Here is a 15,174-nt window from a genome sequence, read left to right as displayed (position 1 = left end):
AAATCTGCGTTAAGTATAAAGTACTTCTAAGACATTCTCTGCCAATGCCGAATCATAAATGCGTATGGCGTTATTTTCATCAGTGTTGTAACCAAGATAGTTGACACTGCCATACCATATCAAGGATTTGTCAATGATTGCAACATCAATAGCCAATGCGTCGTTAATCTTGATACTGACTCCTATTTTTCTTAGCCTTTCTTCCTTTTCAAAGTTACTCTTGATTAATGCGATAACCTCCACGCCCCGCGTCGACAAATTCCTTAGTATATCAAGTGTAGGCGAATGTTTGGCAAACCAAAGTTTTGTCGCAGAAATAACCACCGAATGTTTCGCTTGGGACAAATCTTTGAAGAACTCATTTTGGTATGTATGCCCATTAAAAATAATGCTATGACTTTCGTTGAATAAATCCATTGGTGCATTGGACATTATTTGATAGCCTACAGAAGCATACCCTCGTAGTCTTCGTTTGTACATGACATCACACATCGATACGCGAATGTCGATGTAATCGTAAATCCGAACTTCTTTCTTGCCCGGATATTCCCGATGCAAACGCCCTGCATATTGTGCGATAATACCTTTCCAAGAAACTGGCAAGGCTAAAAACAGAGTATCCAACCGTGGATAGTCGAAACCTTCGCCCACATATTTTCCTGTCGCCACTATGACAAGCGGTTCTGTAGGAGAAATATTTTGTAGCAATTCCATTTTCTGCCGCTTTTCTCTTACTGATTCAGAACCGATGAGAGTAACGATATGCTTGCAATGGAGAGCCAAGGCATTTGCCAATGTTTCGGCATGAGCGGTAAGATTGGTCAATACAATGGGGGAACGTCCTTCTGTTAATGCCTTGCGCACATCGTCTATGATAAGATTGTTTCGATTTTCATCTTCAGCCATTTTTTGAATCATTCTGGCATAAGTGAACTTATCATCTGTCAATTCCCTGTAAGAAGTGAAACGGGGAACAAGCAGACGTGCGAATGTTTGGGATGCCATTTGAGCTTTTGCGTCTGCTGAATAGCGGATAGGTCCACATTGCATGAAAATGATAGGCTGATGTCCGTCCTTGCGGATTGAAGTGGCTGTCAGTCCATAGACATAACGGGCATTGGCATACTTCAATATCCGCTCAAAATTTACCGCTGATACATGTGGCACTCGTCCACAATCAACATTCCATAATTTCGCACAAAAGGTTTCACCCCATTGTCCTCCAAACAGGATTGCATCAAGGCTATATCTATTCTCCCGTGCAGTGAATTTCCCTTCGAATCCAATGTGCCGAACGGCGAAAAGTCTTTTTTACGACCACGTTTCTTTGGAAGGTCTTCTTTCGTAAAGTCTATTTCTAGAAATTCTTCCAAGCGGGATTTCCATTGGTCTAACAAAGCTTTGGTGTGTACTAGTATCAGCGTGTTTATTTTTCGTTCAGCAATCAAACCGATAGCCGTGACCGTTTTGCCAAATGCGGTAGTAGCATTCAATACCCCGTTGTCATGCGCCGTCAAGTCAGCTATGGCTGCTTTCTGCTCTTCACGAAGTTCGCCTTTAAACCTTACGGTTACGTTCTTCCCGTGATTGGTCTTGTCCTCTATTCGGTATGCGGTTTGATTGTCTTTCCAAAAAGCAACGACCGCATCTTCACATCCACGAGGCAGGGCAATGTAATCCGCTTCCATATCAGCACATGAAATGATACGGGGTATGTTGTAGGTGGACAAGTGCATGCCTTGTCTGGCATGGAACTCCGGATTCTTGAATGAGGCAATCCGTTTCAGATGGTTGATTGCTCTTGCGGAAAACCCAGACAAAGGGATGTATAGCATATTGGAGCGTATGAGAATAGGATTAGCAGGAAAATCCTTAGGAGTGATTTTCTGAGGTACCGGGGTCTCCCACGGTGTGGATTCACTGGTAGTGGACAATTCGCCCAATTCGGAATCCGTTCCATGTTTAGCCAATATCACGTCAATCGTTGTTTCGGAAATCCGTTTTATCTGAAGCAGATAGTTCCATTGGTCTTCATAAACCATAAAATTCTCGTCCACAAATACGCTGTTCCCTTCTTTACGTGCTTTCCCTTGTAACGGCAAGGCTACCAGATTCCCGAAACCACCTTCAGGCAACCTGTCTTGATTGGGGAAGAAGCGGTCGTATGATTTGAAAGTCATCCGCCCGTATCTTTCCATCGCTTCTGTCAATATTGTATTTCCAAGTCTTCGCGCTTTGGAAGCAGGCAATGACTGTTCAAAGAATATCCATACATGTGCACCGTTTCCGGAGCGGGAGCGCTCGATGGAACAAGGAATATCCCAATCTTTACAGACCCCGACATATGCCAACACATCTTTCTTATATCCATGTTCGCAAGACTTGTCATCGAAATCCGCACACAGAAAATTGCAGTTGCTGTCGGCAAGAATGGCATAGGCACCGATTACATCCTGCCCGTCCGGGGTTTTCCCTTCAAGATGCCGGTATATATCCTCATACTCCAACGGTTTGAACAACCTGTTGGGACATTCCGCGCACTTATACTTTTTCTTGTTACACAATTGCCTGTCCCATTCGTTCCGACACACAGGCTGGTAACCTGATTTTCCGCTTGTCCTACTGTGCCATCTCCGTGCAAACACATCCTCGCGTCCCTTGAACAGATTGCGGAACACATCCACTTTTTCTTCCAAAGACAAATGTTGCTTTATGGTTTGTTGTTCCAAAGGAATATCCTTGTTGTTTAGTAATGCCTGTAGCCTATCCACCTCCTTATGAAGAAACTCATTCACCCTAAGAAGTTTGTTGTATGCAGCCAATAGTTCTTGATATGTAAGCTGTGTTCCCATATCGTTCAAAGCAACGGTGTCATATATAAAGGCAGGTACGCGATTCCATCTTCGATTTTCACATCCTTATCGTGAAGCACGTAGGGTGTGGATAACTGGGAGCCGTATTTGGAGATACATTTTCTCAATGAGTTCAGTGTGTAGCGCTGTCCGGATTTTACCTCAATAGGTGAAATGTTATGCCTGCTGGTCGTTACAGGTTTGGCTATCAGGAAGTCAATTTCCATACGGTCTTCGGCTGATGTCCGGGAACTATTGCTGAAAAAGTAGAGTTTGTGTCCTGCCGCCCGAAGCATTTGCGCCACGATATTCTCCACCAACATTCCCTCGTTCACTTCCAGCTTGCCGAACATCAGTTTCCGGTAAAGGTCTGCGCTTACTATTCCACGTTCGTCAAAGGCGTGGCTGATGAGCAGCCCGGTATCACCCATATAGCATTTCAGCGTTGTACGTTCTTCATTCAGTTTCAAGCCGATACTCGGCTCGGTCGAATTATAACAACAGTTAATTATTTTAGCATCACTCAGCCAAAAGAAAGCCTGCGAATAATCACGCATACGGGCTTCACTCTGCAATGCGGATAAGACAAACTTCTTTTCGTGTTTCTGCAATTGCCCCGGAATCTCCTCAAAGATAGCGGCAACTTTCGTTTCCTGATTGTCCGCATATTTGTGAATGTCATTGCGGTAAAGAGCCAATATATCGCGCTTCACCTCATCCACCTTTTCAAAATCCCGCGTTTCCACAAATTTCTGTACAGCCTGTGGCATTCCTCCGACAATCAGATATTGCCGGAAATAGTCCATTGCCCGGCGGTGGAAAGCCTCCATCGGAAGACGTTTGTCAAACCGCATCCGGATGTAAGGCATCAGCATTTCATCACCCATTGCCCACAGGAATTCCTCAAAGTCCATCGGAAACATTTCAATGGCATGTTCTTCGGATGGCAACATGATGTCCTTGACATTCTTCTTAATGGAAATAAGCGAGCCAGTCTCAATATAGTCATAACGCCTGTCTGCGACCAAGTGCTTGATGGCTGCACGGGCACGGGGGCAGAACTGTACTTCGTCGAATATGACCAAGGAACGGGCTTCCTCGCCTTTCGTCTGGCGTGGAGTAAGTTTCCGCCTGAAGTAAAGTTCCAGATTCATGAAAAGCATATCAAGGTCATCCAAATAAAGATTGAAAAACTCCATTACCTGAGGATTTACCTTGCTGAAGTCCACCAGAATGTAAGACTCGTATTCTTTGCGTGCAAATTCTTCCACGATATAACTTTTCCCTATACGCCTGGCTCCTTCTATCAAAAGGGCAGTATCACCCTTATGGTTCTTCTTCCATTCCAACAGTTTATCATATATCTTTCTTCTCATAATTCACGTATTTGCCTTTATTATCTAATTAATATTTCACATATTCAAGATTATTACATCTGCAAATATACACATTTTCTTGGATTAGAAAGAACTTCAGGATGTTTTCATTTCAATTATTCCTTTGATATCGCCACATTGAAAGGCGAACTCATTGTACCACCGATTTACTTCATCTGAACTCTACTCCTCTAAATCCGCACTCCATTGCTGATACCTTTATTTGAAGTTTCGCTGTTGTAAACCAGCACAACAGCACGACAGCAAACCAGCATATCATTGAAACTATCTTGCTTCCTATCTGCATTGAATTACTTTCTTGGTTGTCGGGTTCTGTTCTTCATTGTTTTAGCAAATCATTGGTTCGCTGAGCTTGTAAACAAGCGAGGATATATTTGCTCAAAATAACATTTCCTTATTAGTCTAATGTCAGTTTTGGCTGTGATTGGCACATATTTACATCGAATTGACACTATTGCCAGTTTCTAAGCCGGCTTTGTTTCCTGTAATCTCAATAAGATGCAGGCTTGCACACCGTCCTCATTCCCTTTCTTCTTTTGGGCAGCTTGGGCATCGGGAAACGATGCTTTGAAAGCCGAAATAACAGCACAAATTCCAAACCGTTTGCTGACGGATTATTGATTTCACGAGAAATCAGCAAGGTGTCCTTCGGGTTACCCGAAGGCTTTTCGGTTACTGCCGAAAAGTGGCAGCAGCAAGGTATGTTTCGAGTTACTCAAAACCTTCCGGGTTACTCCCGAAAGCCTTGCCGCTTGGTTGCTCCTCCGAAGTCGGGCAACCTGAATAACGGATGACACTAATTCCTCCGTTTATTCCCAAACAATCTGGCAAGAGACATTGGATGACAAGCTGATGTTTTTCTTATTCCTAACATTCTCATACAAATATGAGCCATCAGACCTATACACAAAAAGACAGACAACAGGCATATCTTAATTTTCTCAACAAGAGTGGATGGTTCTTTGGGATGTTGTATCGCATTTCTTAATGATTCCATATACGACCAGATATTTCAAGTTAGGAACGGAGCTGTCCGAACGATGTCCATTCCGGAACATCAAGACACAGACAAAGACTACGGCAAAGGCTCAGACCGGATGTGCATCATGCAGGCATTAGCTACATCCGCCGTTTTTTTATTAGACATACCTTGTACCTTCGTACTTTTTACACACACAATAGGACTGACAGCTTCCGTTCCATCAAAGCCATGATTAGCTTCCATTGAGAAGCAGGTTCACAGCACCTTGTTTTATTCTTCCAATTTATTCAATCTCTCATAAGTATCTTGCAAGGCTTCCGGCACCACAATCTTCAAGCGGGAAATACGTTCCCGTTCTTCCAATTGCCACTCTTTGTATTGGGTAAAAAGCTGCATGTGACGCTGTTTCTCCTGTTCCAATGCCTGCTTGAATTGCTGGATGTCCTCCAAGGTCTTCTTTTCCGTTTGTTTCTTGATGGCAAACTTCACCCTGTTCAGCTCACGTTCATTTTGGCGATGCCATTTCTGAAGTTCAAAGAACACGTCTTCCACCTTTTGCGGGTTTACGGATGGAGTATGTGCATAAATCAGCGTGTCTTTCCCATTGCCGTCCGTGCTATAAGGTTTCACCATTTTATTCTGCAATTCTTCACGGGCTGTAGAGAACGCGCCACCCGGATGAATGTATTTGCCAATAGTAGCGGCCACGGCTTCCAGTTGGAAATAGCGGTTACGTTCTTTGATGTTCAGCAGCGAAATTATATCCGCGTCCTTGATTTCTTCCGGATATTTCGGTTTGGAAGGGAGTTCAATCCCTTTGTCTGTACACCATTCCTCAAAAGTCTGGTTGGCTATCCGTTTCAGTTCCTTGTCTTTGGCTTTGACCGCTTCCCTCATCCAAGCGCAGAAAGCGTTCATAGAAGAAATTTCCTCCAAAAGCGGGCGCACTTGCTCCAACATTTTTTCATCATAGCCGATGTTGACGGTCTTGCCCGATTCGGAAGCAGAGCCTACAATATCGACTTTTGTAGTGACAAAGGTCAAATTTTTCAGTTTTGCCTCACAACCGGCTATGACTTCTTGTGCGATATCCGCCAGATGGGATGCCGAAGTAGAGGTCAATCCATGCTCGCTAAAAAAGATTTCGTTGGTTCGGATGGTATACCATCGGGAACAGCGTCGGGCGGTTGTCATCATGGTACTTCTCAATCAGGGCAAGGGCTTCCGGCAGCAGTTTCACGCTCGCCCGAAGCTCGTTCTTCTGGCGGCTGTATTTCAGCCAAAGGCATCCCTTGTCATCGGCGTACAGATTGTCCCTTGTCACGCTCACCGCATCCGCATAGGCGGTCCCCGTATAACAGGCAAATAGGAAGAGGTCACGCACAAGGATGTGCGTGGTGCGCCATGCGGGTATCTCCACGTCACGGATTTTCTCGAAGTCCTCACGGCTCAACGCCCTTGGTGTACGCTCTGTCTTTTGCGGTAAGGTGAAATTGGCGAAATGGCATCTTTCGGCATACCCCTCCTTGTAGGCGATGCGGCAGACTTTTTTCAAGATAGCGAGATAGTGGCGTACGGTATCCACCGCCAAGCCTTTCACGTCCATAACGTAGTTCTGGTAATCGTGTATGAATTGTTCGGAAAGCTGCCCGAAAGCAATGTCCTTCGTCTTGAACTGCCACTCGATGAACTCGCCCAATCTCTTTCTCATGTAGTAATAGCCGGGATAGGTTCCTTTGGCACGGTCGATGCCGATACGTGCCTTCAAGTCCTCGCAGATGCGGTCGGTCATTCTCAGCAATGTCATCTGCGTGTCCATGCTTCCCTGAAACAAGTCCTTGACCGCCGTAGCGTCAAAGTCCTGCCCACGCTCCACCAACGTATCAAACGCCGCATTGACCGCAAGCAGCAGCTTGTCCAGTTTCGCGTTGGTTTCCACCGCCTCGCGGCTCTTGCCATCCAGACGGCTTTCCCGTGCGTTCCACAACTCCGGCTTGCACGACAGCTTGCATCCGAACTGCGCCATCGTACGGTTCACCGTTATCCTTCCCATTATCGGGGCTTTGCCCGACTTGTCCGTTCCGCTCTTTTTCAGGTAGAGCAGCACCTTGAATTTTTCCACTTTCATACGCTTACTGTTTTTGTCGCAAAATTAACTTATGAGTAAGCGTCCATTGATTTGCAGAACGGTGTGTATCGGCGCAATCGGCACGGGCTTGCAACAATTTCATTTTCCGTGCGTTACCTGTCCTTGCTTCGGTAACTGACGGCTAACGGCTTGGTAACTGAAATGGCTCAATATTCCGCACTTCGTTGCGTTTCCTGCATCTGGCAGAATAATGAAGAACCGCTCATTTCAAACGGGTTACGTTTTATCGTTACTTGTTTGCTGGCGGCTGCTTTGTGGGTTCTGTTCCATTGTGGCAGACCGGCTTTTACCACCACTTCACCAAGCATCTGTGCATCCGATACGAGCTGCACGATACCCATATCAGCCGGAGGTACCGGCTTACAAACTGTTTTATATCCTATGGAGGATATTTTCACTATCTGGTTTTGCGATGTTGCATCCAGAGTGAATGTTCCGTCCTCACCACTGATAGTTCCATTTACAAACGCTGAATCCGGAAGAGACAATAATACGACGTTTGCATACGGTAACGGTTGGTTCTGTTCGTCTACTAGCTTCCCACTGACGGTCTGTGCCGACAAACCGAAAGAAGATGCCAAAGTGCATAGTAGCAGTAGTGTTTTCCTAAGTGTTTTCATGCTGTATGTATTATTTTGTATTTCTGTTGTAAGTTCTTCACCGACAAAGATAGAATGAATTATCGGAACAAAAATGAAAAACGTCTCTACAAGCCGGCTTATAGCATATACTTATATTCATCTGATTTTCTGATCATTACCATTATATCCACAAATTATCATCTCTACAATTGCATTTTCAATACTCTGCCCGCTACCGGTCCAACGTCATATCTTCTGCAAAACATTCTGAAAGGAAGACTCAACAACTCTCTGAAAGAATTTGTAGCCAGGAGAAATCATGTAATTGAGTTACTTGACAAATGTGATACCTCTTACTAGGGAACCTGCCAGAAGTACCGGTCGTCGTTGACAGAAAAGTTCCCCGGGTTCCGTTGGTCGCTGTCGCAGCCGGTGGGTTGCAGAAAGATGTAGTTGATAAGGTTCTCTCGGTCGCTTTCCGTATTGAACCCGTAGCGCGTCCAACTTTCCAGATAAAACAGGTTCTTGGCCATGTACTCGTACAGATAGTCTTCCGTCGTGGTCTTCTTTTCATTGTTCCAGTTGGCCTCTTCGTTCACCCGGACGGGCTGGCCGCTCCTGAGACGTACACGCACTTCCTGCACGCTCAGCAGGTTGCCCTGTTCGTCGGTCACCCAGGCGTTGTTCGTAGGGTCTATCCAAAGCCACTTGCCGAGGGTGGACGAATAGACAGCGTTAATGACGTGGCAATCGTTGATGTACGTCTTTGGCATGCAGGTGATGACGCGCGACGGAATACCCATCGACAGGTAACACTCGTTCAGCACCGTAGCCAGTCCGCGGCAGTTCAGACCTCGGCTGCCGTCCTTGCAGGCCTCAGCAAAGTTGATGGAGTTGTTTCCACCCTTCGGATTACCGTTCTGCCCGTCGTGGCGTATCTTGTTGTGGATATAGGTCAGGATGCGTTTGATGCCTTTCAGTCTTTTCATTGTGTGTTCTGTTTAAAAAGTAGTTGTCAATAGGATTGCTTGGACTATAAATGTAGGGCTAATAATTCAATACCACTACATTATTGTCGAATATTCTTCTCCAGTACTTCCTGAATGATTTCCTTCACTTCCTCTTTGCTTTTGATGGCAGCTGGATGGGCATGAAAAACATTGTATTCTTCTATGGCAGCCTCCATGGGTATTTCTGCGCCGGGTTGTGTTGCTTGGAAAAATAGGGTCAGACGGCGTTTGATTTCAGGTTCAAACTCTTTGGTTATAAGGCCTTCAATACCCCATGCAGCAACATGGTCGTAGAGGGGTGCATAGTAGATAAGCCCATCGGCCACATCTTGCCAAGACTTGTTCTTTACATTAATCGTAGTACCTCCGACGTGACCGTTGTATGCAGTTTCTCCGTATGGCGTGTTTTTCAAATCAATAGCGAACGGGCGGCATTCCATCAGTTCAAAGGCTGCATCCCAATGTCCTTCGCCCGTCATCGGGAAATTACTTCCGTCAAACAGGTTGTAATCAAACCAATTCAGTATCACGATTCTGACTTTTTCTTCTCCAAAGATTTTCTTCATCCACCATCCCTGTGTTCCATAAACCGTATTTTTCTTTTTGAGAATCATCGAATAGTTGATGGCATGCGGCTGACTGGTTATCACCAATGCCTTGCGCTTACCGTTCAAGGGTGTCTGGCGGGCAAACATTTCCGAAATATGGGCAGCCATTAAACTGTCGCGATAGTTCACTGTACGAGATTCCCAGAATTTCTTGTAGTCTTCTACAGTACGAATCTCATCCCATGAGAACTCTCGGTCGGTTAGTCCGAGCTTAATTTTCCTTGAAGAAGTACGGTTTATTTCATATATACCTTTCAGGAATTTAATGCGGTTGTACTTCTCCCAAATCGGATAGAAGGTCTCTGACTTTCTATAATAGGCATACAGTCTGTCCATGAAAGCCGCCTCCGTTGGATAACTGCCTTGCAGCAGGCGGTTCACATCATCGTTCATGTTGTACGAGCCTACTTCGGTATAAACATATCCTATCTGTTCAGCAAAACGGGGATCGGCCAGAATGTCGTGAATCAGGTCGTATTGTACCGTGTCGCGGTGGTCGCGCTCGCCCAGCACTACTATATCCGATTTCTCAAACTGTTTGAATATGTATTCTTTGGGAGACATTCCCTTTTCAGCTGCGCATGTACGCAACGCCTCAATAGAGGGTGTCTGTGCCTTTAATGCAATGGCTGTAAAAGCACTGAAAATAAAAAACAATAACTTCCTCATATATAAAATATAAAATTATTTATTCAAGTTCATTCTTGGATTTTAGACAATTTCTACATACGGCTCTTCTGGCTTTCTCCGGCTCCGGTACCCTTGTACTTGCTCTTGGCTGCATTGAACTTGTATCGTACTGTCATACCAAAGCTACGGCGAGATTCTGGCTTATATATCATAATGCGGTTACCGCTGTACAACAGTAAGTCCGAAGATGAAGTATTGAAAATGTCGTTAGCTTGCAGTTGCACGGCCAGTTTTCCATCCAAGAATCCTTTATATAATGAAAGGTTTACCGAACTTCCTGGCTTGATTGTACGGTAGGTGATGTCTTCACCTCGTGTTGAAGTCTCCAGATCTATACTGAACTGGAAATCTTTGCGAAAGCTGAATGTATTGTTCCATTGGAAGTATCCGATAGGATTATTAAGATTTTCTGGACCGTCCGGTGTGTCCATCACAAGCCATTGCTGGCTGTACATGGCTGTGAACTGCGGTGACCATATACCTATCGTAGGCGATGCAGATAAAGTGGCATTCAGCTTGTCCATTTTAGGGACATTGGTATGAGTGAACAGAGAGATGGAAGGATCTTCATCCGAATATGACTGGCTTATCTGTGTCTGCATATCCTTGATATGGCTGTAATTCATACTGAAATAGAGCCATTTCCATGAAGTGTTGAACGACAACGTATTTAGTATGGAAGAACGCAGAAACGGATTTCCACTCTCGTATGTATATTTGTTGGCGTATATTATAGAACTTGACAGTTTGTTGTAGCTTGGTCGTTCTATATTACCTGAATAACTCAGCATCATCTGGACTTTACCAATAGGATATGATACGGATATTGAAGGAAATACATTGTCGTATGTACGGCTTTGCTCATCCATTCTTTTGCCGAACTCATAGTAGTCGGAACCCAGATGCTCGTATCTCACACCAGCCTGAGCTTGCAACTGGCCGAAACTGCGTGCGTACATGGCAAATGCAGATATGGCATTTTCCCTGATTCTATTCTCGTTGTCAGGGATAATATTCTCATCGTTTGCGTATCTGTCTATACGGTTGCTGTAGGTGTATTCACTACCGATGGAGAAACTACCACCCCATAATGGATGATCCATTATCAGTTTGGCGGCGTAAAGTTCATTACTACTATTCCCTAATGTATGGATAATGCGATTGTCTTCAGTATTGTCCGGTTTCTTGACATTTTCTTCTGAAACAGTTGGATTATTGTTATCTATCCACATTCCATCCACATTAAAATCCACTTTCCAGTCATTGAAACTTCCATTATAGTAGGCATTCACAGTATGACTGTTGTTTGTGGTTAATGAATGTAGTTTACTTTTGCTTTCTTCTTCAAGTAGATTATCCACATGAATGGAAGAGTTCATATACGCTCGCATCTCAATTTTAGGACTTCTGCTAAAATCATACCTTACCCCCATCACATGATTTTCATTGAACTGGTAATTGAAGGAAAGCATAGCAGAAAGGTACTGGCTATGAGTCGGATTTTTCATATCTGAATTTTGTGTCCAGACTTTATCCAGGTATGTTTTCTGTGTAATAATCTTGTTGTTTTCGAACTTGTAGTCGCTTCCTAATAGCATTCCTCCGAGGTCGAATCCTCCCTTGCGGTAATTGAAGTTGAACTGGTCGAGCAAAGCAAGGTCATATTGGTATCCCAAATATGTACGGTTGTTGAAACCGAATCCTTCTCCCTGTGGCTTTTTGGTTATTATACGCACTACAGCCTTCACTGAAGCATCATATCTGGCACCAGGATTGCGGAGGACCTCTACGCTTTTAATATTTTCGGACGACAGTTGGTCAAGCTCAGAGCTGTTTCTCATTTTTCTTCCGTTGATATAGATTTCAGCCTTTCCGCTTCCGAATACGTTAACCGAGCCATTATTTGCCGATAAGCCAGGTATCTTGTCGAGCAGGTCATTTCCCGTTCCTGCTTTTTCAAGCACACTTCCTGTCACAGTCGTCACCATAGCATTGCCTTTTACACGTGTTTTAGGCAAGTCTGCCTTTACCACTACTTCTCCTAATTGTTGTGCGTCCGATACGAGCTGAACTGTACCAATATTGGCTGGAGATACAGGCTTAAATACGGTCTTATATCCGATGGAGGATATTCTCACTATCTGGTTTTCCGAAGTTGCCTCCAGAGTGAAAGATCCGTCCTCTCCGCTGATGGTTCCGCTCACAAATGCAGAATCCGGTAGCGACAGCAATACAACATTAGCAAAAGGCAGTGGTTTTTCCTTCTCGTCAATCAATTTTCCGCTTACGGTCTGTGCGGATAAAATTACCGGCAAGAAGACCATTAAAGATGTAAATAAAAAAGTTTTAATCGCTTTCATTATAAAGATACTTTTTAGGTTATTATTGCTCATGGTTTATATCTCCGAATGCAAAATTAGAACATATAACAATACACCATTTAAAAAGTATCTCTACATTTAGCTATTAACAAAATACGGCATAACACACTGATTATATGTGCATTATGCCGTATTATACAATTATATCAATCTCTACATTTTCTATTTTAGAACTCTGCCACCCACCTGTCGAGTGTCATATCCTCAGGAAGAACGCCTTCCAACGAATCACTCAAATGCTTTTTCAGACGGAACTTCTTCTGGGATACGGAAGAGACACTTACACCGAATATCTCCGACATCTGACTGTTGCTGAAACGGAGCTTGATTAGGATACAAAGATGAAGTTCCTGCTTAGTCAGTGTCGGGCAGATACTTTGAAGACGGCTCACGAAATTGCCGTAAGTACTTTCACACATTTGTTCCAAAGTCTCCCATTCCATATCATCCAAAACACGGCATTTTTCTCTCAGTTCCTTCACCAGTCTGTCGTTGTCCACCACATAGTCGGTAAGCACACGTTCACGCTGCTTCAGGTAGAGATTTTCTTCCGATAAGTTGCGGAACTTATCTGCCTCACGTCTGGCCTTATCCAGTTTGGAAGAATAGTCGTTAATATGATGTTGAAGAGAGTTTATCTTTTCAGACAGCCTGCTGTTCTCAACCTGAAGGCTGTCTATCTGTTCACGGTATTCATGCAGTTCTTCAGAGTTCATTTCCTGACCGGAGAGCTGTTCCCTCAGTTCCTCCATATAGCGGTTGTTCTGCATGAGGCGTGTCTCGTATTCGTGAAGTTGAAGCATGAAGTCCTGTAGCTGCTCAGACTGTTTGCGAATAGTCGTTTCCTTACGGACAAGACGTTTCTGGTAAAAATATGCTACAACAGCTATAACCACAATCAGGCATATTGTGATGATGAACATCATACGCTGTGCATCTGCCTTCTCCAGCTTCAGACGCTGCTGTTCGGTAATGAGTTTCTGGTGGTCGTACTTCTCCTTGTAGGCGATGATTTCCTTGCCTTTATCTAAGGACATGACAGAGTCGGTATAGAAAAGAAGTGAATCACAGTAGGTTTTCAGATATTTACGGTATTCAGGTGTATCACCCAATTGATACAGAGCTTTATATATAGATTTTTTGGTATAAACATTATCCGTATTTAAGTCCTTATTCAAATATAAATATGCAGAATCATACTGATTTAGCATTAAATAATTTGTACCAATCAGCAATGATGGCTGATACATCTTAGGTAATGCTTTTAGAATTTCCAATGACTTTTCAAACTTCCAACTGTTCGTATAAACCAAAGCAATTTCTTTTTGTATTGAATAATAATATTCATCGTTTTCAAATCCGAGTTCAACGGCTTTTGCAGCAGTTTTCTGATAGGTTTCTATAGCTTTTGGAAATTCATTTGATATGCAATAACATCTGGACAACAATCCTAAAGATGTCATCTGATAGCGACTGTTAGAATCTTTCACAGCATAATCGTATGTCTTCATACAAGCATCAAGTGCATAATCAGCAAAATCACGGAATAAATAGAGATTTGTCAAAGAAGACATTATCAGATATCCGGTCTTATAATCATCCGTCTTATCCACTTCCGTTTTACCCTCCAGATAATACTGCATCGCTTCTTCTATATTCCCAAGATCATAATTTATACAACCCATATATAGGGCTGCTATCGCTTTTCTTCGGGCATTGTTTGTTGGTTTGTAATAATCGTATGCTATCCTCACAAGGGAATCAGAAGAGATTTTCATCACCTGTTTGTACTGCGCCTGTGTCAACAACAGACACCACAGCGCATGGTTCTCCTTATCCCGGCGTGCTGAAGGCATCGGCATGTCCTCCAGGATATGAAGCGCACTGTCCGGGTGGTCAAACATCACGGACTCCGCATGAACCAGTTCCGGAAGCGGAGTTTTCTCCTTGCCGTTTCCGCTGCATTGAATATTCAAAAGGGCTGTACAAGCAATCAGAATGTACAGTATATAGTGGGTTATCTTTTTCATTTCACAAAAATTTCCGGCAAAAATAAAAATATTCCGGCACTATACACATTAGTGTGCGCATTTTGTTAAGGCTAGCCAACGAAACGTCCGTTTCGAAATTTGTATTTTACAGAACTCTGCCAACCATCTGTCGAGTGTCATCTCCTCAGGAAGAACGCCTTCCAACGAATCACTCAAATGCTTCTTCAGCCGGAACTTCTTCTGGGATACGGAAGAGACACTGACACCGAATATATCTGACATCTGTGCGTTGCTGAAACGGAGCTTGATCAAAATACAAAGATGAAGTTCCTGCTTGGTCAGTGTCGGGCAGATACCCTGAAGACGGCTCACGAAATTACCGTACGTACTTTCACACATTTTTTCCAAAGTCTCCTTCCATATCATCCAGAACACGGCATTTCTCTCCAAGTTCCTTCACCAGTCTGTCATTAAGTTATGGCCAGAATAAGAGTACTCAACAGGAAAGTGTAAAGCAGATGTCGGCGTAAGAT

The 15,174-nt window shown here is 43.8% G+C and carries 7 protein-coding genes and 3 pseudogenes; all 10 read right to left on the bottom strand.

Annotated features, from left to right (window positions below; genetic code table 11):
* Nucleotides 1-9: 9 nt before the first annotated feature.
* Nucleotides 10-2,852: pseudogene (locus tag C510_RS16050) on the bottom strand (TOTE conflict system archaeo-eukaryotic primase domain-containing protein).
* Between the two features lie 5 nt (nucleotides 2,853-2,857).
* Nucleotides 2,858-4,228 carry an ATP-binding protein gene (locus C510_RS0103060; RefSeq protein WP_018709872.1) on the bottom strand — a complete coding sequence of 457 codons (1,371 nt, stop codon included), beginning with the start codon at nucleotides 4,226-4,228 and terminating at the stop codon, nucleotides 2,858-2,860.
* A 1,273-nt stretch (nucleotides 4,229-5,501) separates the two neighbouring features.
* Nucleotides 5,502-6,428, bottom strand: a complete 927-nt coding sequence (locus C510_RS0103050) for a hypothetical protein (RefSeq protein ID WP_244870444.1) — start codon at nucleotides 6,426-6,428, stop codon at nucleotides 5,502-5,504.
* Nucleotides 6,370-7,359: pseudogene (locus tag C510_RS16045) on the bottom strand (phage integrase SAM-like domain-containing protein); the annotation flags it as partial. The gene C510_RS0103050 and the pseudogene C510_RS16045, both read right to left, overlap by 59 nt.
* A 293-nt stretch (nucleotides 7,360-7,652) precedes the next feature.
* A pseudogene (locus C510_RS0103040) lies at nucleotides 7,653-8,000 on the bottom strand (carboxypeptidase-like regulatory domain-containing protein); the annotation flags it as partial.
* Between the two features lie 317 nt (nucleotides 8,001-8,317).
* Nucleotides 8,318-8,950 carry a transglutaminase-like domain-containing protein gene (locus C510_RS16035; RefSeq protein ID WP_018709867.1) on the bottom strand — a complete coding sequence of 211 codons (633 nt, stop codon included), beginning with the start codon at nucleotides 8,948-8,950 and terminating at the stop codon, nucleotides 8,318-8,320.
* A gap of 80 nt (nucleotides 8,951-9,030) precedes the next feature.
* The gene (locus C510_RS0103030; RefSeq protein ID WP_025892177.1) at nucleotides 9,031-10,248 is read right to left on the bottom strand and encodes a hypothetical protein; all 1,218 of its coding nucleotides are present in this window, start codon (nucleotides 10,246-10,248) and stop codon (nucleotides 9,031-9,033) included.
* Nucleotides 10,249-10,301: 53 nt separating this feature from the next.
* On the bottom strand, nucleotides 10,302-12,629 hold the full coding sequence (locus C510_RS0103025; protein WP_040365900.1) for a TonB-dependent receptor domain-containing protein: 2,328 nt from the start codon (nucleotides 12,627-12,629) through the stop codon (nucleotides 10,302-10,304).
* Nucleotides 12,630-12,817: 188 nt separating this feature from the next.
* Nucleotides 12,818-14,680 (bottom strand): coiled-coil domain-containing protein, encoded by a 1,863-nt coding sequence (locus tag C510_RS0103020; protein ID WP_018709864.1) that lies wholly within the window; start codon nucleotides 14,678-14,680, stop codon nucleotides 12,818-12,820.
* 48 nt (nucleotides 14,681-14,728) lie between these two features.
* Nucleotides 14,729-15,067 carry a helix-turn-helix transcriptional regulator gene (locus C510_RS16830; RefSeq protein WP_154651939.1) on the bottom strand — a complete coding sequence of 113 codons (339 nt, stop codon included), beginning with the start codon at nucleotides 15,065-15,067 and terminating at the stop codon, nucleotides 14,729-14,731.
* Nucleotides 15,068-15,174 lie beyond the last annotated feature (107 nt).

Source organism: Phocaeicola barnesiae DSM 18169 = JCM 13652, assembly GCF_000374585.1.
Lineage (GTDB): Bacteria > Bacteroidota > Bacteroidia > Bacteroidales > Bacteroidaceae > Phocaeicola > Phocaeicola barnesiae.
The sequence above is the reverse complement of the archived record's forward strand: the minus strand, read 5'-3'. Positions and strand labels throughout refer to the sequence as shown.

Coding starts and splice junctions, on each gene's coding strand:
- C510_RS0103060 (WP_018709872.1), bottom strand. CDS start 4,228: ATGAGAAGAAAGATATATGATAAACTGTTGGAATGGAAGAAGAACCAT.
- C510_RS0103050 (WP_244870444.1), bottom strand. CDS start 6,428: ATGATGACAACCGCCCGACGCTGTTCCCGATGGTATACCATCCGAACC.
- C510_RS16035 (WP_018709867.1), bottom strand. CDS start 8,950: ATGAAAAGACTGAAAGGCATCAAACGCATCCTGACCTATATCCACAAC.
- C510_RS0103030 (WP_025892177.1), bottom strand. CDS start 10,248: ATGAGGAAGTTATTGTTTTTTATTTTCAGTGCTTTTACAGCCATTGCA.
- C510_RS0103025 (WP_040365900.1), bottom strand. CDS start 12,629: ATGAAAGCGATTAAAACTTTTTTATTTACATCTTTAATGGTCTTCTTG.
- C510_RS0103020 (WP_018709864.1), bottom strand. CDS start 14,680: ATGAAAAAGATAACCCACTATATACTGTACATTCTGATTGCTTGTACA.
- C510_RS16830 (WP_154651939.1), bottom strand. CDS start 15,067: ATGATATGGAAGGAGACTTTGGAAAAAATGTGTGAAAGTACGTACGGT.